The following is a 21,026-nucleotide window of genomic DNA, read 5'->3' on the forward strand; positions in this document are numbered from 1 at the left end:
GTTCCCCTTCCGCCGGCGGTCCTCGCCGACGTCTCGACGCTACGGGCCGGGAGGCGCGGCCCGCCTCCGGCGGGAGGCGGGACTTCCCGCCGTCCCGACTCCACCGCACGGGGGAGCGGGGTCCGTCAGCCCGCGGAGGCGACGCCGCGCTCGAAGGCCCAGACGACCGCCTGGATCCGGTCGCGGACCCCGGTCTTCTGCAAGACGTTCGACACGTGGGTCTTCACGGTGGCCTCGCCCACGAAGAGCTCGCGGGCGATCTCGGCGTTGCTCAGCCCCCGGGCGAGCAGCCGGAGCACCTCGGCCTCCCGCTCGGTCAGGCCCGCTGCCGCGACGGGGTCCGCACCGGCGGTCACGGGCTCGCCGCCCGACGGTGCCCCGGCGTGGTCGCTGGTCGGACAGCCGGGGCCGTGGCCGGCGGTCGCCCGACTGATGACCCGTCGGGTGACGTCCGGGGCGAGCAGGGCGTCCCCGGCCGCGACGGTGCGGACGGCGTCGATCAGCCGTTCGGGGGAGGCGTTCTTGAGCAGGAAGCCGCTCGCCCCCGCCTCGAGTGCCGCGAAGAGCGCCTCGTCGTCGTCGAAGGTGGTCAGTACCAGGACGGCCGGCGGCTCCGGGAGGGCACCGATGCGCCGCGCGGCCTCGAGCCCGTCGATGCCGGGCATCTGCACGTCGAGGCAGACGACGTCGGGTCGGAGGGCGACGACGGCCTCGACTGCGGCGGCTCCGTTCGCGGCCTCGCCGACCACCCGGAAGCCGGGTTCGGACTCGAGGATGACGCGGAAGCCCGCCCGGACCAGGTCCTGGTCGTCCGCGAGCACGATCGTCAGGTCGTCGGCAGCCATGCCCGCACCAGGTACCCTCCCCGGGCGCGGGGCCCGATCTCGATCCGGCCACCGACCGCGGCCACGCGTTCGCGCATGCCGACGTGCCCGAGTCCGCTGCCGCTCGTGTCGCGCGCCGCGCCGGCCCCGTGCCCGTCGTCGGCGACCTCGACCTCGATGCCGTCGTCGAGGTACCGCAGCCGCAGGTCGGCCCGCGCCGTCGGCCCGGCGTGCTTGAGGACGTTCGTGACGGCCTCCTGCGCGATCCGGAAGGCGACGGCCCCGACGGTCGGCGGGACCGGACGGTCCGTGCCGACCACGACGTACCCGGCAGCGTGGCCGGCGGTGCGCGCTGCCTCGACGAGCTCCGGCATCCGTCCGAGCCCGGCGGTGCTGGGCGCCGTGTCCGTCGGGCCCGCTCCGCCCGCGGTCCGGTCGTCCTCGCGCAGGGTGCCGAGCATCCGCCGGAGTTCCTCGACCGCCGTCCGGGCGCTGTCCTCGACCACGCCGAGCGACACCGTTGCCTGGGCGGGGTCGCGGTCGACCACCCGTCGGGCGGCGCCGGCCTGCACGCCCATCAGCGAGACGTGGTGCGCGACGACGTCGTGCAGTTCGCGGGCGATCCGGACGCGCTCGAGCGTCACGGCCTGGGCTGCCGTCCGCTCTCGCTCCGCCGCGAGCTCGTCCGTGCGCTCCGCCAGCTGGTGCTTGGCGAGGGCGGCCGACCAGGCTCGGTTGCCGGCGTACCAGGCGCCGCCGAAGTACAGGACGTTGATGAGGACGTTGACGAGCGAGTACGCGACGTAGGGCGGGATGAGCGCGTCGTCGTCGTTCGGCAGGGCGCTCGGCACCGACCACCCGAACGAGATGGCGAGGAAGAGCCAGGCGAACATGCCGCCGATCACGACCCAGCGGACGACCTCGGAGCGGACGCGGTCGGAGCACCACGCGCCGACCGTGTAGAGCGCGATGAAGAGGGTGAAGTTGACGAGGACGATCTCGGGCACGTGGAGCAGCTGCGTCGCCGTGAAGGCCAGCGCGGACACGACGGCGACCGTCATCGGCCAGCGGCGGCGGAACACGATCGGTGCGGCGTTCGCGACCACCATGAGCGCGGAGACCCACCACGCTGCCTGCTCGTCACCGTAGACCCCGGCCGCGCCGTACAGCGTCGTCGTCAGCGAGAGGCCGACGCCGAGGACGAGTGCGAGCAGGGCGTCCTGCCGGTGCTCCCGGCGCCCGACGGGCAGCCTCGACCACTCCTCCGTCGTCCGCCCCATGCGGTCCACGCTAGCGGGTGGCGACCGTCGTCCGCAGGTCCCCGGTGCGGAGCGAGAGCCCCGACGACACCGCGACGAGCGCGGCCGCGGCCACGGACGTCGTGGTCGTCCCGACCGTCCCGACGAGCACCCCGGCCACCGCGGCGCCGACGGCCTGCCCGGCGACGAGCACGACGAACAGGACCGAGGTGCCCGCTGCGACCTGCTCGGGGTCGATCGCCGCGGTCCAGGCGATCAGCGCGCCGGTCGCCGCGGTGTACCCCCAGCCGAACAGGGCGCAGGCCGCGAGTGCGACCGCGACCGACCCCGGCAGGAGCCCGAGCGCGAGCACCGCCCCCGCGGCCACGGTCGTCGTCAGCACCCACTGACGTCGGGGCGACATCGCACTCGTCCACCGCGCCGTCGCCGCGACGGTCGAACCACCGACACCGAGCGCGATCCACGCGACCACCGTCGCCGTCGTCGGGACCCCGGCGTCGACCAGCGTCGATCGGCCGTAGGTCCAGACGACGGCCGACCCCGCGCCGAAGAGCAGCGCGACGACGACCGGGACCGTCTGCGCGACGAACCACGACCTCCCGGGGAGCGCCGGGGTCCCGCCGCGCTCCGGACGGCCCGCGGCGAGGAACAGCACGGCGCCGACGGCGAGCGTGAGGACGCCGGCCACCGCCCATGCGGTGCGCCACTCCGGCAGCAGCACGAGTGCGAGGACCCCGGCCGCGACGAGTCCCGGCCCGGTCCCCGAGTTCACCACCGCCTGCGCCCGCCCGCGACGGTCCGCCGGGATGCGGTCGGTCACGAGCTGCACCATCGCCGGCGACGCCAGGCCCGCCCCGGCCGAGGCGACGACGGCGGCGGTCCCGAACACCGCGGTCGTCGGGCTCGACGCCATCACGAGCGCACCGACGCCGGCGGTGAGGGTCGCGGCGACGACGAGCCACCGCGCCGCCCGTGCCGCGAGCACGGACCCCGCGACGGCACCGACGCAGTAGACGACGGAGGCGCCGGACGACACCGCGCCACCGACGTCCGCGCAGAACCCGAGGTCGTGCTGCACGTCGGGCAGGAACAGCCCGTACGCCAGGCGCACGAGCCCGTAGGTCGCGGCGACGAGTCCGAGTCCGGCGACGAGCAGGAGGCGGTCCGACAATGAAAACGATCGTTTCACTTGTACGACCCTAGGCTGGCTGCGTGGTGATGCGTCCAGGGACCGAGCAGCGGGTGCTCGACGCCGCCGAGGAGCTCTTCTTCACCCGGGGGATCGCGGCGACCCCGATCGACGCCGTCCTCGAGCGCGCGGGGGTGTCGTCGGCGACGCTCTACCGGGGGTACCCGAGCAAGGAGGCACTCGTCGCCGCGGCCCTCGACCGCCGCCACGACGAGTGGACCGCGGCCTGGGACCGTGCGGTCGATCGGGCGACGGACGACCGCGCACGGTTGCTCGCCGTGTTCGACGCGCTCGACGCGTTCCGGTCCACCCCGACGGGCTCGCGCTGGTGCGCCTTCCTCGGCACCGCGGCCGAGTACGTGGATGCGCCGCATGAGCTCCGGACCGTCCTCGACCGCGAGACCGACACGCTCCGACGGCGGCTCACCGAGGCGGCCCGCCCGCTCGTCGGCGACGGTGCTCCGGCGCTCGCCGCACAGCTCCTGCTCGTCGTGTCGGGATCGCTCGCGATGCGCCTCCGCGACCCGGGCGCCGACTCCGCGACCGCCCGCGCGGTCGCGGAGGCGCTCCTTCCCTGAGCGTTCCCACGGCTCCGTCCGGGCGGATGCGCAGCGGGGCACCCCTCCCGCCCGACACGATGAGCACGTGCCGACCCCGTCCCGCGCCACGACGATCACCCGTCGCGCGCTCCTCGCCGCCGGCGGCTCGCTGCTCCTGGCCGGTGGGGCGTTCGAGGCGGTCGACCAGCGGCTCCTCCCCGGTCGGTCGACGATGTACCGCGTGCTCGGCCTCGACGGTCCCGCCGGCAGGATCCCGGACGTGCCGCCGGTGCCCTCGACCTCGGGCACGTTCGTCTCCGCGGCACGGGGCGGTCGGACGGTGGGCTGGACGATCGCCGCACCGCCCTCGGCGACGCCGCTGCCCGTCGCGGTCGCCCTGCACGGGTACGGCGGCGACCACCGCACCTTCTCCGGGAACGCGCTCGGGTACGACCGCTTCCTCGCCGCGCACCTGCGCAGCGGGGGCGCGCCGTTCGCCGTCGCGGCGGTCGACGGGGGCAACCGGTACTGGCACCGCCGTGCCGACGGGGACGACCCGGCGTCGATGGTCGTCGACGAGTTCCTGCCGCTCCTGGGTGACCGCGGCCTCGACACCACGCGGCTCGGCCTGACCGGCAACTCGATGGGCGGCTACGGCGCACTGCACCTCGGTGGTGTGCTCGGCGCCGAGCGCGTGCGGGTCGTCGCAGCGCTCAGCCCGGCCCTCTGGACGACCGCCGGGGACACCGCCCGCGGTGCGTTCGACGACGCGGCGGACTTCCGGGCGAACACCGTGCTCGGCCGGCAGCGCGCGCTCGACGGGGTCGCGGTGCGGGTCGACTGCGGCACCGGGGACGGTTTCGAGCCCGCGGTGCGGGCCTACCGCGAGGGTTTCCGAGTCGCCCCGGCCGGCGGCCTCGAGCCCGGCGGCCACGACCGCGCCTACTGGCGCCGGACGGCGCCGGACCAGATCGCGTTCCTGGGTCGGCACCTGACCGCCTGAGCGAGCCGTGGACGGACGGGAGGCCCGCCCAGGGTGACGCACGCGCGTCACCCTGGGCGGGCCTCCCGTCGGACCGCGGTGCCCGCGTCGCAGGCGGGTTCAGCTCGCCGGAGCGAGCTGCTCGTCGACGGCGGCGAGCACCTCGGCGACCTCGGTCCGGGTCGTGTAGTCGACGTGCACGTCCGCGAACCGCACCGTGCCCGCCGCGTCGATGACGAACACGGACGGGAACGGGATCGCCGCGGTGTCGTCCGCGTTGCTGTCGGCGACGTCGAAGCCGAGCCGGGTGTGCGCACCGCGGGCGGCGTCGCTCGGCGCGGTGACGATGCCGAAGCGGCCCGCCAGCGCGTTCTCGGGGTCGGTCAGCACCGGGAAGGCGAGCTCGCCGTTCGCGATCGACTGCTCGGCCGCCTCCGGCGTCTGGGGCGACACCGCGACGAGCTGCACCCCGCGCTCCCGCAGGGCCGGCAGGAGTTCCTGCTGGTAGGTGCGCAGCGTGATGTTGCAGTACGGGCACCAGGCGCCGCGGTAGAACACGAGGACGGTGGGGGCATCGCCGCGGACGCCCGCCAACGAGGTCGCGGAGCCCGTCGGGGTGACGAGCGGGGCGTCGGGTGCGTCGTCGCCGACCGCGACGACCCCGTCGGGCACGCCCGCGGCCCGCAGGTCGGCCTGCTCACCGTCGAAGACCGCGGACAGCTCCGGGCCGATCTGCGCGGTGAAGCCCGCGTTGAACTCGTCCACCTGGCGGGCGATGGTCTGGTCGGTCACGTCGTTCTCCTCGGGTCCGGGACGCATCCGGCGACGGCGCCGGTGGGGTGAGCGTAGGCACCGCGGTGCGCCGCCGGCACGGGTGGCGTCACGCGGCGTCATCGACGAGCCGGGACCGCCGAGCCACCGCCGTGCAGCCGCGACCGCTCAGGCGCGACCGCGGTTGCGCCGCCGGATCTCCTTCGGCGCCCGCCCGGCCAGGAACGACCGCGCGGGGTCGACCAGGAACCCCTGCCGCAGCGCCTCGCGGCCGACGAGCATGCGGAAGCCCATCTGGTCGCGGTTGCTCAGCGTGACCTCGGCGTCGATCGTGCGACCGGCCAGGGTGATCGGCGTGAGGACGACGATCCGCTCCTGGGTGTGCCCGGTGGAGCTCCGGACGGTGCGTCGGTCGTGCACGGCGCACTCGTGCGTGACCGCGTCGGCGTCGGTGTCCTGCCACGGGTGCACCGAGAACCGCACCCGGTCGCCGGGCAGCTCCTCGAGGTCGAACGCGTGGAGCGCCGAGCTGCGTGCGCCGGTGTCGAGCTTCACCTTGATCCACGGCAGGTCCAGCCCGGGCAGGGCAGCCCACTCACGCCAACCTGCGATCGTCGTGTTCCGGGCCATGGCCCCATCCTGTCGCATGCTTGGATGGGACGTCGCCGTCGTCGTCCTCGAACCCGTGGAGCACCCCGATGAAACTCGCCATCCTGTCGCGCGCCCCGCACGCGTACTCGACGCAGCGTCTCCGCGCGGCGGCGATCGACCGCGGGCACGACGTCAAGGTGCTGAACACCCTGCGGTTCGCCATCGACCTGACCGCCGACGAGCCCGACCTGCTCTACCGCGGCCGGCTCCTCAGTGACTACGACGCCGTGCTCCCGCGCATCGGCAACTCGATCACCTACTACGGCACCGCCGTCGTCCGGCAGTTCGAGCAGATGGACGTCTACACACCGAACACCGCGACGGGCATCACGAACTCGCGCGACAAGCTCCGGGCGAACCAGATCCTGTCCCGGCACCACATCGGCATGCCGGCGACCACGTTCGTCAACAGCCGCGCCGACGTGCGCGGGGCGATCGACCGGGTCGGCGGCGCACCCGTCGTCATCAAGCTGCTCGAGGGCACGCAGGGCATCGGCGTGATCCTGGCGCCCGAGGCGAAGGTCGCCGAGTCGATCGTCGAGACCCTGCACTCGACGAAGCAGAACGTGCTCATCCAGTCGTTCATCTCGGAGAGCCGCGGGAAGGACATCCGCGCGCTCGTCGTCGGCGACCGCGTGGTGGCCGCGATGCGCCGGAGCGCGAGCGGCGACGAGTTCCGGTCGAACGTGCACCGCGGCGGCACCGTCGAGAAGGTCACGCTGACGCCCGAGTACGAGGAGGCGGCGGTCCGCTCGGCGCAGATCATGGGCCTCCGCGTCGCCGGCGTCGACATGCTCGAGGGCAACGACGGTCCCCTCGTCATGGAGGTCAACTCGTCGCCCGGCCTCGAGGGCATCGAGCGTGCCACGGGACTCGACGTCGCCGGCGCGATCATCGACTTCATCGGCAACCAGGTCGCGTTCCCGGAGATCGACGTCCGGCAGCGCCTCAGCGTCTCGACCGGGTACGGCGTCGCCGAGCTGCTCGTGCACACGAACGCCGACCTCGTCGGCAGGACCATCAAGGAGTCCGGCCTCTGGGACCGGGACATCACCGTGCTGACCCTGCACCGCGGCGCGTCCGTGATCCCGAACCCGCGCAGCGGCGTCGAACTGCAGGCCAGCGACCGCCTGCTCTGCTTCGGCAAGCTGGAGGAGATGCGCTCGATGATCCCGGACCGACGGCGACGCCGATCGAAGGTCCGCAAGCTCCCGAAGGACGCCTGACCGGTGCCGCCCAGCGCACCCGGATCGCGTACCCAGGTCGGATGCGGAAGTATGTGTCGGTGACGATCATGACGGAACGGCCGGTCGACCAGGCGACGAGCAGCGAACCGGAGCGCCCCGGCAACGCCACGGCGAAGCACCAGAACGTGTCGCTGCTGTCGGTGGCGACCACCACCGCCGAGCGTGTCACGACGTCCGCCGACATCGAGGAGCGCCTCCGTGGGGCCCTCCGTCGGCTCCGCCTGCCGATGGGCCTGCTCGAGCGGGTCGCGGGGGTGACCGAGCGCCGCAACTGGGGCGAGGGGCAGACCTTCCAGGACGCCGCGATCGACGCCGGCCGTCGGGCGATGGCCGAGGCGGGGGTGCGTCCGGAGGAGATCGGGCTCCTCATCAACACCTCCGTCACCCGTCCGCACCTCGAGCCCTCGGTCGCGGTCCGCCTGCACCACGGGCTCGGGCTGCCGACGTCGGCGATCAACTTCGACATCGCGAACGCCTGCCTCGGGTTCGTCAACGCCATGAGCGTCGCCGCGGGCATGATCGACTCCGGGCAGATCAAGTACGCGCTCGTCGTGGACGGCGAGGACGCCGACCAGGTGCAGCTCAACACGATCGACCGCCTGAACCAGGGTGGCCGGAACCGCAAGGACTTCATGAGCGAGTTCGCGAGCCTGACCCTCGGGTCGGGTGCCGCGGCCGCCGTGCTCGGCCCGAGCGACGTCCACCCCGAGGGCCACCGCATCGTCGGCGGCGTCACCCGCGCGGCGACGCAGTGGTACGACCTGTGCGTCGGCAGCGTCGACGGCATGTTCACGGACGCGAAGATGCTGCTCAAGGGCGGTATGGAGCTCGTCGTCGCGGCCTGGAACGAGGCCCGCGCGCACTTCGACTGGGCGGACATGGACCGCTACGTCCTGCACCAGGTCTCCGACGTGCACACGAACGCCTTCGTCGAGGCGATCGGCGTCCCGCGCGACAAGGTGCCGACGACCTACCAGCGCTTCGGCAACGTCGGTCCGGCGTCGATCCCGATCACCCTGGCCGACGAGGTCGCCCGCGGCGGCATCACCCGCGGCGACCGCGTGTTCCTGGGTGGCGTCGGCTCGGGCATCAACACGGCGATGATGGAACTGCGCTGGTGAGGTCCGGCCTCCCGCGCGTCGCCGCCAGCACGGCTCCGGCGACGCTCCCGCCGCCCCTGCCCGGACTCGATCCGGCCTGGTCGCGACTGGTCACCGTCGCCGGTGGCCAGGACCGGTCGGGAGGCCCGTCCCACGCCCCGCGGACGTGGCACCTCCTCGACACGGCCGGTTCCCTCGAGGCGCTCGGCGTCACCCCGGTCGGCACCCTGCTCTGCGTGCACGGCAACCCGACCTGGTCGTACCTCTGGCGGTCCGTCGCGGCCCGCACGCTCGACGCCGCCCGGGCGGGAGGCCCGGCCTGGCGCGTGGTCGCCGTCGACCAGCTCGACATGGGCTTCTCGGAGCGCACCGCCGACCAGCACCGCCTCGCCGACCGCGTCCGCGACCTCGGCGCCCTGACCGACGAACTCGGGCTCACCGGCCCCGTCGTGACCCTCGGGCACGACTGGGGCGGCGTGGTGTCGCTCGGTTGGGCGGTCGACCACCCGGACCTCGTGGTCGGTGTCGCGACGTGCAACACCGCCGTGCACCAGCCCGACGACGCCCCGATCCCGGCACCCCTCCGGCTCGCGCTGCGCCCGGAGGTGCTCGGCCGCGGGACGGTCGTGACGCCGGCGTTCCTCGAGACGACCCTCGCGATCGCCCACCCGCGGCTCGACCGCGCGACCGCCGACGCCTACCGTGCGCCCTACCGCGGAGCCGCTCGTCGCGGCGGCATCGGGGGCTTCGTCGCGGACATCCCGGTCGACGCCGCCCACCCCAGCGCGGCCGAGCTCGACCGGATCGCCGCCGGCGTCGCCGCGCTCGAGGTGCCCGCGCTCGTGATGTGGGGGCCGCGCGACCCGGTGTTCCTGGAGCGGTACCTCGACGACCTGCTCGACCGGCTGCCGCACGCCGACGTCCACCGCTTCGAGGGCGCCGGCCACCTGCTGCCCGACGACACCGACGTCGCCGGGACGGTGCTCGACTGGCTGGGCGACCGCCTGCCGGACGGGACGACGACCCGCGGGGACGACCCGCGCCTCCCGGACCGCGCCGAGGCCGGGGCGGAGGGAACGCACCCGTTGTGGGCCGCTCTCGACGGGCTGCGCCACTCGGAGGAGCCGGCGCTCATCGAGATGGCTGCCGCCGGCGGTCCCCGGACGATCAGCTGGCGACTCCTGGCCCGACGCGTCGACGAGGTCGCCGCCGGGTTGCTCGACGTCGGCGTCCGTCCGGGCGACCGCGTCTCGCTCCTCGTCACGCCCGGCGCGGACCTGACGGCCGCGCTCTACGCGAGCGTCCGGATCGGTGCGGTCGTGGTCGTCGCGGACGCCGGACTGGGCCTGCGCGGCCTGACCCGCGCCGTCCGCGGTGCGCGTCCGGACTGGGTGATCGGTGCGCTGCCGGGCCTCGGTGCCGCTCGGGCCCTCGGGTGGCCGGGCCGACGCATCGCGACCCTCGCGCTGCCGTCAGTCGCGCGCGCGGCGCTCGGTGTCGAGCACTCGCTCGTCGAGGTCGCTCGTCGCGGTGCCCGACGGCTCACCGCGGGGGCCGCCCTGCCCGTCGCGCCGGCGCCGGACGCCCCCGCGGCCGTCCTGTTCACCTCCGGCTCGACCGGCCCCGCGAAGGGCGTCGTCTACACGCACGGGCAGCTCGCCGCGGTGCGTGACGTCCTGGCGGCGCAGTACGACGTCGGTGTCGGCACGGGCCTGGTCGCCGGCTTCGCGCCGTTCGCCCTGCTCGGCCCCGCCCTCGGCGCTCGCTCGGTCGCACCGGACATGGACGTCACCGCACCCCGGACCCTGACCGCCCGCGCGGTGGCGGACGCCGTCGCCGCGGCCGACGCGACCGTCGTGTTCCTCTCGCCCGCGGCCCTGGCGAACGTGGTCGCGACCTCGTCGGCGCTGACCGACCATGACCGCGACGCGCTCGGCCGGGTCCGCCTGTTCCTGTCCGCCGGCGCGCCGGTGTCGGCGTCGCTCCTGACCGCGGCGACCGCACTCATGCCGAACGCATCGGCCCACACCCCCTACGGCATGACCGAGGGGCTGCTCATGACCGACGTCGACCTCGACGGGGTGCGTGCCGCAGCCACCGACGGTGTCGACGAGCAGGGGATCTGCGTCGGGGTCCCGGCCACCGGCGTCCGCGTGCGGATCGCACCGCTCGACGACGACGGCGCACCGACCGGTGCCCCGACCGACGCCGCGGGGGTCACCGGCGAGGTCGTCGTGGCGGCGCCGCACGTGCGCGACCACTACGACCGTCTCTGGCGCACGGACCGGGTCTCCCGCGCGGGCGTCGGCGACCCGCGCGGGCACCGGACCGGTGACGTCGGCCACCTGGACGCCGAGGGGCGCCTGTGGATCGAGGGGCGGCTGCAGCACGTCGTGACCACGGCGGAGGGCGTCGTGACACCCGTCGGTCCCGAGCAGCGGATCGAGCGGGTGGCCGGCGTCGGACGCGTCGGCATTGCGGGCACCGGGCCGCGTGGGACGCAACAGGTCGTGGCGGTCGTCGAGACCGTGCCGGCCGCGCGTCGTCCCGGACTCGCACCGGCGGCGCTGGCCCGTGCGGTGCGTGCAGCAGCCGGCGTGCCGGTCGCGGCGGTGCTCGTCGTCCCCGTGCTGCCGACCGACGTCCGGCACAACTCGAAGGTCGACCGTGCACGCCTGTCGCGGTGGGCGACCACGGTGCTCGGCGGCGGGCGGATGGTGCGTCCGTGAGGGTGCTCGTCACCGGCGCGAGCGGCTTCCTCGGCCGTGCGACGGCCGCCGCCGTGCGCGACGCCGGGCACGACGTCCGGACGTTCCAGCGCCGACCCTCGGGCGTCGACGGGGTGGAGGACTCCCTCGGCACCATGACCGATTCCCCCGCGGTCGAGCGGGCCGTCGCCGGGGTCGACGCGGTCGTGCACCTGGCCGCGAAGGTCTCGCTCGCCGGCGACCCGGCCGACTTCACCCGGGTCAACGTCGACGGCACCCGCACGCTGCTCGCCGCGGCGCGGACCGCGGGCGTCGGCCGGTTCGTCTTCGTCTCGTCGCCGTCGGTGGCGCACACCGGCTCGTCGCTCTCGGGCGCAGGAGCGGACCCCGCCGAACCGACGGCCGCGCGCGGGCACTACGCCCGGACGAAGGCCGCCGCGGAGCTCCTGGCGCTGGCCGCCGACGAGCCCGGGTTCGCGGTCGTCGCGGTCCGGCCGCACCTGGTGTGGGGACCCGGCGACACGCAGCTCGTGGGCCGCATCGTCGACCGTGCACGCAGCGGGCGGCTCCCGCTGCTCGACTCCGGTGCCGCGCTCATCGACACCCTCTACGTCGACAACGCTGCCACAGCGATGGTCGCGGCACTCGACCACGCCGCCGACGATGCCGTGCACGGCAGCGCGTACGTCGTGACGAACGGTGAGCCGCGGCCCGTGGGTGAGCTCCTCGCGGGCATCTGCGTCGCCTCCGGGGTCCCGGCTCCGCGGGTGCACGTGCCGTCCGCGGTCGCCCGCGTCGCCGGCTCCGTCGTGGAGGCCGTGTGGCGCGCCCGACCCGGTGCGGACGAACCGCCGATGACCCGGTTCCTGGCCGAGCAGCTGTCCACGGCGCACTGGTTCGACCAGCGGCGGACCCGGCACGACCTCGGGTGGGCCCCGACGGTCACGATCGACCAGGGCCTCGCCCGGTTGCACGAGGCCGCGCAGCCCTGACGCGCCCGATCAGTTGCAGTACTCGGAGGGCGGGGCGTCGCGGGTCCGGCTGACCCAGACCTCGTCCACGGGCAAGTCCGGTCCGCGCGTCGAGAACGTCACGAACGAGCCGTCGATGGTCGTCGTCAGCCCGCCGTAGGGGTCGTCGGCCACCGACGGGTCCCGGTCCGACGTCGACGACCGACGCAGGTCCGGGTACGCGGCCCGGAGCGCCTCGACCGTGCTGCCGGGGCGGATCCCCGCGGCGGTCGTCGGCGGTCGCTCGGTCGTCTCCGCGAGCCCGCGGACGGAGAGCGCCTCGATCCGGCCGTCGTCGCCCGTGATGATCGTGAGGAGGGTGCCACCGCCGGCCCAGAACGACACCCGCGGGTTGTTGCAGGTCGAGTACTCGTCGGAGAGCACGCCCTCGAGGTCGTCCGTCTCCTCCGCCAGCTGGCCGCCGAGCGCGACGGGCCCGACCTCGGTACCCGAGATTGTCCAGGTCGACGGGTCGGCCAGTGCGTACGGCGGTCGAGTCGACGTCGGTGTCGGTGTCGGTGTGGCGACGGGTGTGGGGTCCTCGACGACCGGTGCGCCGGTCGGCGTCTCCACCGCAGTGGGAGACGGACTGCTCGGCGCCGTCGCGGTCGGCTGGTCCGCCGTGAGCGGGGTCGGGATGACGCCGAACGCCACGCCGCCGCCCGCTGCGCCGAGCAGCAGGACGCCCACCACGCCCAGTGTGATGCCGGTGGTGCGTCGGCGACGCGATCGTCGCGGCGCCGCGTGCTCGAGCACGTGCCGCTTCATCGAGACGAGCATGCGCTGCAGGTCGTCCCCCTGGGGAGGCTCAGTGTCCATCGCGCGTCACCGCCCTCCGGGGCTGCTCCGTCGGGCGAGCTGTGGCGCCGTCGGCGAGCGGCAGGCCGAGGTCGCGAGCAGCGTCGTCGTAGCGGCGTCCGTCCACGACGCACCACTCGCACAGCGACCGGTCGTCCGGGGTGAGAGCATCCATCGCGTCGCGGACCCAGCGGAACGGATCGCCCGCGCTCGGAGGGTGTGCCGTCGTTCGTTGCGCGACGTCGCGACAGGTGGCGAGGAGCCACGGGAGCAGGGACGCGGTGGCGAGCTGCAGGTCTCCGACTCGGTCCCACAGGATCCCGAACGTGTCCTGCACGGTGCCGCGGGCCTCGTCGGGGGTGCTCGTCAGGGTCCACGCGACGCGGGTGACCACCGGAGCGAACCGGTCGAACAGCGTCGCCAGCGCATCGCGGTCGCCGGCGGCTGCGCGCCGCACGAGCGTCGCATCGTCGTCGGTGTCCTTCGCCACGGTTCCTCCCCTCACCCTGATGATGTCGGACGCGGGGTGATCCTGACGGATCGGTCCCGAGATCCATCTGACCGGGCGTGTCGTGGGCGACGGAAGCGGCGGTGCCGGGAGCGGCGGTGCCGGGAGCGGCGGTGCCGGGCGCGGCGAGGTGCACCAGACCGGAGGCCCGTGGTCGGTCAGCCACGCGCCTCCCGTCCGCGACGTCGTCAGGCGGCGAAGCGCTGCCAGAGATCGGTGACGATCGGCCACACGTCACCGGCGCGGTCGGCCGACGCGATCGCGATCGTCACCACCGGGTAGGCGGTCACGGCGCGGCTCACCAGCACCGCGACCACGACGGCGACCACCGACGTCGCGGTGTGGCGGCGGGTGAGGGCGAGCAGCAGCAGGGCGACGACCACGACGGCCCCGAGCAGCGTCACGAGGGCGATGCGGACGACCGGGAAGGGCACGAGCCCGGCGGTCGTTGCGGTGACCCCGCCGAGGAACCCCACGAGGGGCAGGTACGCGCCGAGGGCCAGCACGAGCACGAGCACGATGCCGGTGCCCGACGCGACCCAGACGCCGCGCGGGCGGGGTCGGCGGGACGGACCCCGCCGCCCCGCCCACGCGGTCATCACCGTGCGGCTCCGCCGTCCCCGTCCGCCTGGCGGGAGGCGGCCTCGTCGCGGACGACGTCGGCTGCGTGCTCGATGCGGTCCGCGGCGTCGTCGAGAGCGTCGGCGACGCGCTCGTCAGCGACACGATCGTCAGCGGCACGGCCGTCCTCGGCCGGCGACCCGGTGTCGTGCGCGGTGGGTGCACCCGAGGGCGCGTCCGGGCTCGCGTCGGCGGTCGCGGCCTGCGTCGCGGTGACCGCCGAGTCGGTGGCGTCGGATGCAGCTGCCCCAGCCTCGGCCGCCGCGTCGGTCGCGGCGGCAGCGGCACCTGCTGCGCGGTCGCGCACCTCGGCGGTCGCGTCGGCTGCGGCGTCCTTCGCGGCGCTGACGGCGTCCTGCGCTGCGTCACCCGCCTCCGAGGACTTCCGCGCCGCGTGGTCCGCGGCGTCGGAAGCCGCTGCCCGGGCGTCCTGGACCGCGTCGGCAGTGCGGGTCCGAGCGGCGTCGACGGCGTCGGCGGTCGCGGCGCGTGCGGTGTCGAGCGCGTCCGCGGCGCGGTCGCCCAGGTCGGCTGCCGTGGCGCGGGTGGCGTCGACGGCGTCCCCGGCGGCGTCCTTCGCCTTGCCGGCGGCCTCGCGCGTGGCGGCGGCGGCGTCCTGCGCTGCGTCCCGTGCACGCTCGGCGACGTCGGCGGCGCTCGCGCGGACGTCCTTCGCGGCACCGGCCACGGCGTCCTTCGTGCGGCTCGCGGCGGCCCCGACGGCCTCGGTGGCGCGGTCGATGGCCGACGGTTCGTCGTCGAACGGCCCGTGCACGTCGAGCACGCGGACGTCGACCGTGGTCGGCTTGCCGCCGCCCAGCTGCGAGACCGCCGCGGTCACCTGGTCGCGGACCGCCGCGGCGACCTCGCGCACGTTCAGCGGGTACTCGACGACGACCGACACGGTCACGTCGAGGGTGTCCTCGGCGTCGTCCACCTGCACCCCCGGTGCTCCGGCGGACCGCCCGAGCTGGGAGCGGACGCGGTCGGCGGCGCGGGCCGCGAGGCTGCCCAGGTGGTGGACACCCGGCACGCCGAGCGCCGTCTCCGCCGCGGTGCGGGCGGCGACCACCAGGGGCCCGGCGTCGTCGGGGAGCGGGGTGGTCAGCTCGGACGGCAGGTCGACCTCGGTCACCTGGGTCCGTGCGTTCGGATCGTGCTGCATGGCTTCCTCCTCGGGACAGCAGGGCCGTCGCTCCCGCAGGGGGAGCGACGGCCGTGGCCCGCTAGTTCTTGAAGACGTCCTTGATGTCCTCGCCGGTCTGCTTCGCGCTCGCAGCGGTCTGGTCCTTCTTGCCCTCGGCGACCTTCGAGTCGTCGTTCGTGGCGTTGCCGAAGGCCTCCTTGGCCTTGCCCGCGATGTCCTGGGCGGCGTTCTTGATCTTGTCGTCGAGTCCCATGGTGGGTTCCTCTCTCTCGTGGGCCGGGGTCGTCCCCGGCGGTGGTGGTGTGGTGGTGTGCGTCAGTGGACGCGGGTGGTGCGTGCGAGTGCGGTGCGGGTGCCGCCGGTGAGGTGGACCAGGACCGGTACTTCTCGGCCGAGGGTGCGGTCGAGGGTGGTGACGGCGTGATCGACGGCGTCGAGGACGGTGACCGCGTCACCACCGCGGCGGACGTGGACCCGGATCCGGGCCGCCCGCTGCTTCTTCACCAGGTACGTGTCGACCTTGGTCGTGACGATGTCGTGGACGTCGGCGAGTTCGTGGTCGATGACGTCGCGGACGAGGGCGACGTTCACGGTGACCTGGTCGTCACCGGTGCGTTCCCGGACCGCGACGGACGTGCCGCCACCACCACGGGTGAACACCACGACCAACGCGAGGACGATCACGACGGCGCAGACGCCGGCGATGATCCACAGCGCCGCGCCCGGCACGGTGACCTGCTGCGGCAGGGTCACGTACTGCTGCACCGCGTCGCGGACGGGTTGCAGCACCCCGGCGCCGATCACGACCCCGGCGACGATGCCGATCAGACCGATCAGGAACAGCAGGACCCGGTTGAAGCCGCGGTTGGTGGTGGTCATGCCAGGGTTCCCTTCTGCTCCACGGTGACCTGCACGCTGGAGCCGTGCTTGCCGCCGAGGCGGCCGAGGCGTTCCTGGACGGCTTGCTCGACGACGTGGGTGTCGACGGGGATGCCGGACAGGGGCACCACGTGCACCTGGGTGCGGTGCCCACGCGCCGACGCGGACGTGTTGGCCTCGGGGACGTCTGCTGCGTGCGCGGCGGCGTTCGCGGCGGTGGAGGCGAGGATGCGGGTGTCGATGATCACCGCACCACGGTCGTGGTCGATCCCGGACCGGGGCTGCCGGCCGGGCCCCAGGGCCAGGACCACCAGCACGATGCCGAGGACCACGAGGGCTACGGCGATGACCTCGGCGATGGTGGTGAACGCGGCGTCGGGCTTGAGGGCGGTGTCGGCGACGGTCTGCGGGTCCGCCAGCAGCGGCCCCTGCCCGATCGCCTTGAGGACCGCTTCGGTGCCGATCCACGCCGCGACCAGGATCACCACGACCAGGGTCACGGCGAGGGCGGTGGACCGGGACCGGTGGATGCTCCGACGACGCAGCCGCTTCTCGAGCTGTTCGGTGCTCATGTGCTTCCTCCTACCGGACTCGGCCCTCGTGCTCACGCACGAGCCCGGTCAGTTCGATGTGCGTCCGACCCACCCGACGGCCGGCGAGCTCGCTGACGCGCTGCTTGATGTCGTCCGCGGCGGACGCGGCTGCCTGGACGATGTCGGGCTGGTCCCGGATGGGGCCGGTCACGTCCAGTGCGAGGGATCCCTGCTCGTCGTCGATCCCCACGCGCAGCCGCTTCGCGGGCACCCGGAGGCGCTCCGCGGCGGCGGCCCGGGCCAGGGCCGTCAGGGCCCGGGCCGTGATCTCCACGCGGCCCGGGACGGCGCCTGCCGGGACGCTTCCCGAGCCGGTGCTCGCCGGGCCGGCGGTCACCGGGAGCTCCGGCGTCCGGTCAGCACGTCGGTCAGGGCACCCCGGTCGATCTTCCCGGTCACCAGCGCCGCCACGAGCGCACCGACCAGACCGAACACGACCACCAGGACGAAGCCCCAGAACCCGAACTGCAACGCCACGACCGCGAGGATCGCCCCGATCAGGGCACCGATCAGCGTGTTACTCAACGCGGGACTCCTTCTTGTCGTCGTTGTCGTCGTCATCGCCCGGGATGAACACGTCCTGCACGGTCACGTTGACCTCCGCGACCTCCATGCCCACGATCTGCTGCAGCGCACGCGCGACCGAGGAACGCACCCCGTCCGCGACCTGCTGCAGCGACACCGGGTACTCCGCGACGATCGTGATGTCAGCGGCGACCTGCTTCTCGCCGACCTCGACCTTGACACCCTGACCGTGGTCACGCTGCCCGATCGCGTCACGCAGCGCACCGATCGCACGAGCGGCACCGCCACCGAGCGAGTGCACACCGTTCACCTCACGCGCGGCGATCCCGGCGACCTTCGACACGACCGTGTCATCGATCGTGGTCTTGCCCGCAGTGCCCGAGGCGTTGCTGCTCGTGGTGCTGATGGTGCCCGTGGAACGGGTGGCGGCCGCGGTGGTCGCGGGGGTGGTGGTGGTGTCAGCCATTGGTTGCTCCCTTCGAGACCCGCCGGGACACGTTCCCAGCGGTTGCTGTTCACGGATGAGACGGGGTGACACCGAGGTTCGTCACGTCCCCCGTTCCGCGTCCGGCGATTCCCCAGGAAACAGGCCTCAGGGCTCGATCTTGTCCCCCGATCCCGTCTCGTGCCCGTCGTTGTGGTGCGCAACCGGACAGCCTCGGTGCGTTCGGGACGGGAGGCGCGCGACGACGGACGGGAGGCGCCGCACCGGTCCGGTGCAGCGCCTCCCGTCCGTCAGGGGGCTCAGTGCGTGGCGAGCTGCGCCGTGATCAGCGTCGCCACCTGGTCGACGTGCGGTTCCCGGAGGACCGAGCTGTGCTCGGCGTGCACGCGGACCTCGTCGACCTCGCCACGGAGGTAGCGGGCCCACCGCGCCGGACCCGACTCGTTGCCGTCGGCGATGACGAGCGTGACGGGGCCGTCGTAGGGGCGGGGCTCGTAGCCGCGCGAGATGAGGAGCGCGTGGTCGAAGAAGGCGCGGAAGTGCCGCTGCCCCTCCCAGCGGAAGACTCCGGCGCCGTGGCCGCGCGCCCGGCGGGCGATGCGCGCGAACGGGGCGTCGAGTTTGCTCCGGAGCAACGCCGTCCCGGACGCCACCCGTTGCAGCGCGCCGGGGAGCGCCCTCCTGGCCGGGCGCCCGAGGTCGAGCTCGCCGAACTCGACGACGTCGGCCTGCTCGGACGCCTGCTCGGGCAGGAACGTGTCGAGGAGGACGACCCGACGGACCTCGTGACCGGCGTCGGTGAGCACCGCGGCCATCTCGAGCGCGACCAGGCCGCCGAACGAGTGACCGACGAGCGTGTACGGACCCTGCGGCTGCACGACGCGCATGAGCTCGATGTAGCGGCGGGCCATCGCGGCGATGCTCCGGTCGGGCAGTGCGCGGCGCTCGAGCCCGTGCTGCTGGAACGCGAAGAGGGGGCGGTCGCCCAGGTGCCGGGCGAGCGGGACGTACGTCAGCGCGAGCGCCCCCGCGCCGGCCACGCAGAAGAGCGGCTCGGCACCGTCGCCACCTCGTGCGGTGAGCGTCACGATGTCCGGGTGGCTCGGGACCGCCGCGGCGCCGAGGCGGATCCGCGCGGTGAAGGTGCGGAGCGTCGGGTGCTCGAGGAGTTCCGAGGACGGCACGTCGACACCGAGCCGGTCGGCGACGGCGGCGAGCATCTCCTCCGCGGACAGCGAGTCGCCGCCGAGTGCCGAGAAGTCGTTGTCGAGGCCGACGGCGGGGAGCTCGAGCGGGCCGACCGAGGGCAGGCCGAGGACCTCGGCCCAGATCTGCCCGACCGCGAGCTGCCACTGGTCGTAGGTGTCCTCGCCGAGCTCCTCGCCGTCCTCGCCGACGGTCGTGCCGAGCGCCGGGGCCTCGGGCAGTGCTGCCCGGTCGACCTTGCCGCGCTCGTTCCGCGGCAGGGCGGGCAGCGGCACGATCGACGTCGGCACCATGTAGTCCGGCAGGAGTTCGCGGAGGGCCTTGCGGATCGCCGCCGGTGACGGCGAGCGGCGTCCGGGCCGGCTCACCACGTACGCGACGAGCCGGGTCGGGGCCGGCGGTGCCTTGACGGCGATCACGACGGCCTCGAGCACGGCGTCGACCGTCCGGAGCGCCGCCTCGACCTCGCTCGGCTCCACGAGGTACCCGCGGACCTTCACGGCGTCGTCGGCGCGACCGAGCAGCGTGAGCACCCCGTGCTCGTCGAAGCGTCCGAGGTCGCCGATCGCCCAGGTCGGGGTGCCGTCGGCGGACGTCCCCGCACGGGTCGCCGTCACCTCGGGCGCACCCCAGTAGCCGCTCGTCATGGCGTCGGAGATGCAGACGACCTCGCCGCTCTCGCCCGGGTCGGCGAGGCTGCCGTCGGGGCGGCGGACCTCGATGCGCTTGCCGGTGACGATCCGGCCGGAGGGCACGCTCCGCTCCGGGACGGGGTCGCTCGCGCGGATCTCGTGCACGGCGTAGACGGCGGTCTCGCTCGATCCCGTCCAGTTGCAGAACGACGTCTCCGGTCCGAGCAGCGGGCGGATGCCGGCGATGTCCGTGCCGGTCACCGCCTCGCCCACGGTCGCCACGAGGCGCAGGCCGCGCAGGCGGTCGTCCGACGGGTCGAGGGCACCGGTCATCGAGCGGACGAGGTGCGGTGTGGTGTGCAGCGTCGTCAGGCCGGCGTCGTGCACCCACGTGACGAGGCGGTCGACACCGGTCTTCCGGGGGTCGGCGACGTGCAAGGACGCTCCGGCGAGCAGGGCGGACAGGACCAGCGTGAAGCCGGCCGCGAACCCGTGCGGCAGGACCGACGCGATCCGGTCCTCCGGCACGAACCGGAAGGACGTGCGCTGTGCGACGGTGTCGACGACGATCTGCCGGTGCGTCATCGTGACGCCCTTCGGCGCACCGGTCGAGCCGGAGGTGAAGATGATGTCCATCGGGTCGCGCCCGCCGCGGTCGCGGGCCCCGGGGACGACGGCGATGTCGCCGGGGGTCGCGGCGATCACGCGGGCCTCGCCGAGCAGGTCCTCGAAGGGCAGGACCCGACCGTGCGCGGGCACGAGCGTGGCCGCGCGGTCGGCGTGCTCGACGTCCGCGACGACGTCGACGATCCCGGCGAGCGCCATCACGTGCTGCAGTCGGGCCTCGGGCAGGAACGGGTCGAGCGCGACGATGACCCGACCGGCGTGGAGCAGTCCGAGGAGCGCGACGACCGATGCGGCCCCGTGCCCGACCATCGTGCCGACGGGGACGGTCTCGCCGCCCGCCTCGACGGTGACACCGCGACCGGAGCGGTCGTCGGGGGTCAGGCGCTCGTGGAGCAGCAGGCCGAGCGCACGGGCGGTGCGGTCGAGCTCGCCGTGCGTGGTCTCGCCGTGCTCGTCGACCAGCGCGAGCGAGTCCGGTGCGCGCTCGGCGACGGCGGCGAGGCCGTCGAGGACGGAGGTCTCGGTGTCCGGTGCGGTGGTCGTGCTGCTCGCGGTTCCTGCCGGTGCCGACACGTCGCGCGCGGTGCTCCCGGCGCTCACGACCCGGGTGGTGCGGTCGTCGGGGTGCGGCGCCGATGCCGCCCCCGTGGTGTCGGTCGAGATGAGCATGCGGGCCCCTGTTCACCGTGCTGCGGACTGTGGTCGGCTGACGCTAACCCGGCGCCGTGCTCCTGCGGACGGGCTGTGCGGGAACCCGCGGAGACC

General features: G+C 74.3%; 22 protein-coding genes. 6 read left to right on the forward strand and 16 right to left on the reverse strand.

Translation table 11 applies throughout. From position 1 onward, the window contains the following. Positions 1-125: 125 nt before the first annotated feature. From Cus16_RS12455 to Cus16_RS12465, 3 genes are read right to left on the reverse strand one after another with little or no spacing between them, the layout of a single operon-like run. The gene (locus Cus16_RS12455) at positions 126-845 is read right to left on the reverse strand and encodes a response regulator (protein ID WP_069712971.1); all 720 of its coding nucleotides are present in this window, start codon (positions 843-845) and stop codon (positions 126-128) included. Beyond that, positions 827-2,104, reverse strand: a complete 1,278-nt coding sequence (locus tag Cus16_RS12460; protein WP_069713036.1) for a sensor histidine kinase — start codon at positions 2,102-2,104, stop codon at positions 827-829. Before Cus16_RS12460 ends, Cus16_RS12455 begins: the two co-directional genes overlap by 19 nt. Positions 2,105-2,114: 10 nt before the next feature. After that, positions 2,115-3,254, reverse strand: a complete 1,140-nt coding sequence (locus Cus16_RS12465) for an MFS transporter (RefSeq protein WP_189319595.1) — start codon at positions 3,252-3,254, stop codon at positions 2,115-2,117. A gap of 47 nt (positions 3,255-3,301) precedes the next feature. On the opposite strand from Cus16_RS12465, the gene Cus16_RS12470 reads away from it, so the two are divergent. Beyond that, complete coding sequence (locus Cus16_RS12470; protein WP_069713037.1) at positions 3,302-3,850, forward strand: TetR/AcrR family transcriptional regulator; 549 nt, start codon at positions 3,302-3,304, stop codon at positions 3,848-3,850. Positions 3,851-3,917: 67 nt separating this feature from the next. Continuing rightward, entirely contained in the window at positions 3,918-4,814 is an 897-nt protein-coding gene (locus tag Cus16_RS12475) for an alpha/beta hydrolase (RefSeq protein ID WP_069712973.1), read from the forward strand. Between the two features lie 99 nt (positions 4,815-4,913). Here Cus16_RS12475 and Cus16_RS12480 read toward each other — a convergent pair whose 3' ends face one another. Both Cus16_RS12480 and Cus16_RS12485 read right to left on the reverse strand, forming a co-directional pair. Next, positions 4,914-5,585: a peroxiredoxin-like family protein gene (locus Cus16_RS12480; protein ID WP_083263953.1), complete on the reverse strand. Its 672-nt coding sequence runs from the start codon at positions 5,583-5,585 to the stop codon at positions 4,914-4,916. 147 nt (positions 5,586-5,732) lie between these two features. Further along, positions 5,733-6,194 (reverse strand): ATP-dependent zinc protease, encoded by a 462-nt coding sequence (locus tag Cus16_RS12485; RefSeq protein WP_069712975.1) that lies wholly within the window; start codon positions 6,192-6,194, stop codon positions 5,733-5,735. Positions 6,195-6,262: 68 nt separating this feature from the next. Here Cus16_RS12485 and rimK point away from each other — a divergent pair, with 68 nt between their 5' ends. The 4 genes from rimK to Cus16_RS12505 all read left to right on the forward strand — a co-directional run bounded on the left by rimK (position 6,263) and on the right by Cus16_RS12505 (position 12,262). Further along, positions 6,263-7,441, forward strand: coding sequence for a 30S ribosomal protein S6--L-glutamate ligase (gene rimK, locus Cus16_RS12490; protein WP_069712976.1), 1,179 nt, complete (start codon positions 6,263-6,265; stop codon positions 7,439-7,441). A 68-nt stretch (positions 7,442-7,509) separates the two neighbouring features. Continuing rightward, positions 7,510-8,583, forward strand: a complete 1,074-nt coding sequence (locus Cus16_RS12495) for a 3-oxoacyl-ACP synthase III (RefSeq protein ID WP_069713038.1) — start codon at positions 7,510-7,512, stop codon at positions 8,581-8,583. Then, the gene (locus Cus16_RS12500; RefSeq protein ID WP_069712977.1) at positions 8,580-11,291 is read left to right on the forward strand and encodes an alpha/beta fold hydrolase; all 2,712 of its coding nucleotides are present in this window, start codon (positions 8,580-8,582) and stop codon (positions 11,289-11,291) included. Before Cus16_RS12495 ends, Cus16_RS12500 begins: the two co-directional genes overlap by 4 nt. Beyond that, positions 11,288-12,262, forward strand: coding sequence for an NAD-dependent epimerase/dehydratase family protein (locus Cus16_RS12505; protein WP_069713039.1), 975 nt, complete (start codon positions 11,288-11,290; stop codon positions 12,260-12,262). The genes Cus16_RS12500 and Cus16_RS12505 overlap by 4 nt, the downstream gene beginning before the upstream one ends. A 9-nt stretch (positions 12,263-12,271) precedes the next feature. Here the strand turns inward: Cus16_RS12505 and Cus16_RS17030 are convergent, their stop codons facing one another. From Cus16_RS17030 to Cus16_RS12560, 11 genes are all read right to left on the reverse strand, one after another. Continuing rightward, positions 12,272-13,099 (reverse strand): hypothetical protein, encoded by an 828-nt coding sequence (locus Cus16_RS17030; RefSeq protein WP_141718969.1) that lies wholly within the window; start codon positions 13,097-13,099, stop codon positions 12,272-12,274. Then, positions 13,089-13,568 (reverse strand): RNA polymerase sigma factor, encoded by a 480-nt coding sequence (locus tag Cus16_RS12515; RefSeq protein WP_069712979.1) that lies wholly within the window; start codon positions 13,566-13,568, stop codon positions 13,089-13,091. Before Cus16_RS12515 ends, Cus16_RS17030 begins: the two co-directional genes overlap by 11 nt. Before the next feature lie 206 nt (positions 13,569-13,774). Next, on the reverse strand, positions 13,775-14,185 hold the full coding sequence (locus Cus16_RS12520) for an MFS transporter permease (RefSeq protein ID WP_223246612.1): 411 nt from the start codon (positions 14,183-14,185) through the stop codon (positions 13,775-13,777). After that, positions 14,185-15,372, reverse strand: coding sequence for an Asp23/Gls24 family envelope stress response protein (locus tag Cus16_RS12525; RefSeq protein WP_069712981.1), 1,188 nt, complete (start codon positions 15,370-15,372; stop codon positions 14,185-14,187). Before Cus16_RS12525 ends, Cus16_RS12520 begins: the two co-directional genes overlap by 1 nt. A 61-nt stretch (positions 15,373-15,433) precedes the next feature. Further along, entirely contained in the window at positions 15,434-15,607 is a 174-nt protein-coding gene (locus Cus16_RS12530; RefSeq protein ID WP_069712982.1) for a CsbD family protein, read from the reverse strand. A gap of 62 nt (positions 15,608-15,669) precedes the next feature. After that, positions 15,670-16,233, reverse strand: a complete 564-nt coding sequence (locus Cus16_RS12535) for a hypothetical protein (protein ID WP_069712983.1) — start codon at positions 16,231-16,233, stop codon at positions 15,670-15,672. Then, positions 16,230-16,805: a DUF6286 domain-containing protein gene (locus Cus16_RS12540; protein WP_069712984.1), complete on the reverse strand. Its 576-nt coding sequence runs from the start codon at positions 16,803-16,805 to the stop codon at positions 16,230-16,232. Before Cus16_RS12540 ends, Cus16_RS12535 begins: the two co-directional genes overlap by 4 nt. A gap of 10 nt (positions 16,806-16,815) precedes the next feature. Then, positions 16,816-17,163, reverse strand: a complete 348-nt coding sequence (locus Cus16_RS12545) for a hypothetical protein (RefSeq protein ID WP_069712985.1) — start codon at positions 17,161-17,163, stop codon at positions 16,816-16,818. Then, positions 17,160-17,351, reverse strand: a complete 192-nt coding sequence (locus Cus16_RS12550) for a DUF2273 domain-containing protein (RefSeq protein WP_069712986.1) — start codon at positions 17,349-17,351, stop codon at positions 17,160-17,162. The genes Cus16_RS12545 and Cus16_RS12550 overlap by 4 nt, the downstream gene beginning before the upstream one ends. Beyond that, the gene (locus Cus16_RS12555) at positions 17,344-17,817 is read right to left on the reverse strand and encodes an Asp23/Gls24 family envelope stress response protein (RefSeq protein WP_069712987.1); all 474 of its coding nucleotides are present in this window, start codon (positions 17,815-17,817) and stop codon (positions 17,344-17,346) included. The genes Cus16_RS12550 and Cus16_RS12555 overlap by 8 nt, the downstream gene beginning before the upstream one ends. 278 nt (positions 17,818-18,095) lie before the next feature. After that, positions 18,096-20,930 (reverse strand): AMP-binding protein, encoded by a 2,835-nt coding sequence (locus Cus16_RS12560; RefSeq protein ID WP_069712988.1) that lies wholly within the window; start codon positions 20,928-20,930, stop codon positions 18,096-18,098. Between the last annotated feature and the right edge of the window lie 96 nt (positions 20,931-21,026).

Source organism: Curtobacterium sp. ER1/6 (assembly GCF_001742745.1).
Taxonomy (GTDB): domain Bacteria; phylum Actinomycetota; class Actinomycetes; order Actinomycetales; family Microbacteriaceae; genus Curtobacterium; species Curtobacterium citri.

Bases quoted from the DNA above. Each gene is read 5' to 3' on its own strand.
- Cus16_RS12455 (WP_069712971.1), bottom strand. From the start codon at position 845: ATGGCTGCCGACGACCTGACGATCGTGCTCGCGGACGACCAGGACCTG.
- Cus16_RS12460 (WP_069713036.1), bottom strand. From the start codon at position 2,104: ATGGGGCGGACGACGGAGGAGTGGTCGAGGCTGCCCGTCGGGCGCCGG.
- Cus16_RS12470 (WP_069713037.1), top strand. From the start codon at position 3,302: ATGCGTCCAGGGACCGAGCAGCGGGTGCTCGACGCCGCCGAGGAGCTC.
- Cus16_RS12485 (WP_069712975.1), bottom strand. From the start codon at position 6,194: ATGGCCCGGAACACGACGATCGCAGGTTGGCGTGAGTGGGCTGCCCTG.
- rimK (WP_069712976.1), top strand. From the start codon at position 6,263: ATGAAACTCGCCATCCTGTCGCGCGCCCCGCACGCGTACTCGACGCAG.
- Cus16_RS12495 (WP_069713038.1), top strand. From the start codon at position 7,510: ATGACGGAACGGCCGGTCGACCAGGCGACGAGCAGCGAACCGGAGCGC.
- Cus16_RS17030 (WP_141718969.1), bottom strand. From the start codon at position 13,099: ATGGACACTGAGCCTCCCCAGGGGGACGACCTGCAGCGCATGCTCGTC.
- Cus16_RS12520 (WP_223246612.1), bottom strand. From the start codon at position 14,185: ATGACCGCGTGGGCGGGGCGGCGGGGTCCGTCCCGCCGACCCCGCCCG.
- Cus16_RS12525 (WP_069712981.1), bottom strand. From the start codon at position 15,372: ATGCAGCACGATCCGAACGCACGGACCCAGGTGACCGAGGTCGACCTG.
- Cus16_RS12530 (WP_069712982.1), bottom strand. From the start codon at position 15,607: ATGGGACTCGACGACAAGATCAAGAACGCCGCCCAGGACATCGCGGGC.
- Cus16_RS12535 (WP_069712983.1), bottom strand. From the start codon at position 16,233: ATGACCACCACCAACCGCGGCTTCAACCGGGTCCTGCTGTTCCTGATC.
- Cus16_RS12540 (WP_069712984.1), bottom strand. From the start codon at position 16,805: ATGAGCACCGAACAGCTCGAGAAGCGGCTGCGTCGTCGGAGCATCCAC.
- Cus16_RS12555 (WP_069712987.1), bottom strand. From the start codon at position 17,817: ATGGCTGACACCACCACCACCCCCGCGACCACCGCGGCCGCCACCCGT.
- Cus16_RS12560 (WP_069712988.1), bottom strand. From the start codon at position 20,930: ATGCTCATCTCGACCGACACCACGGGGGCGGCATCGGCGCCGCACCCC.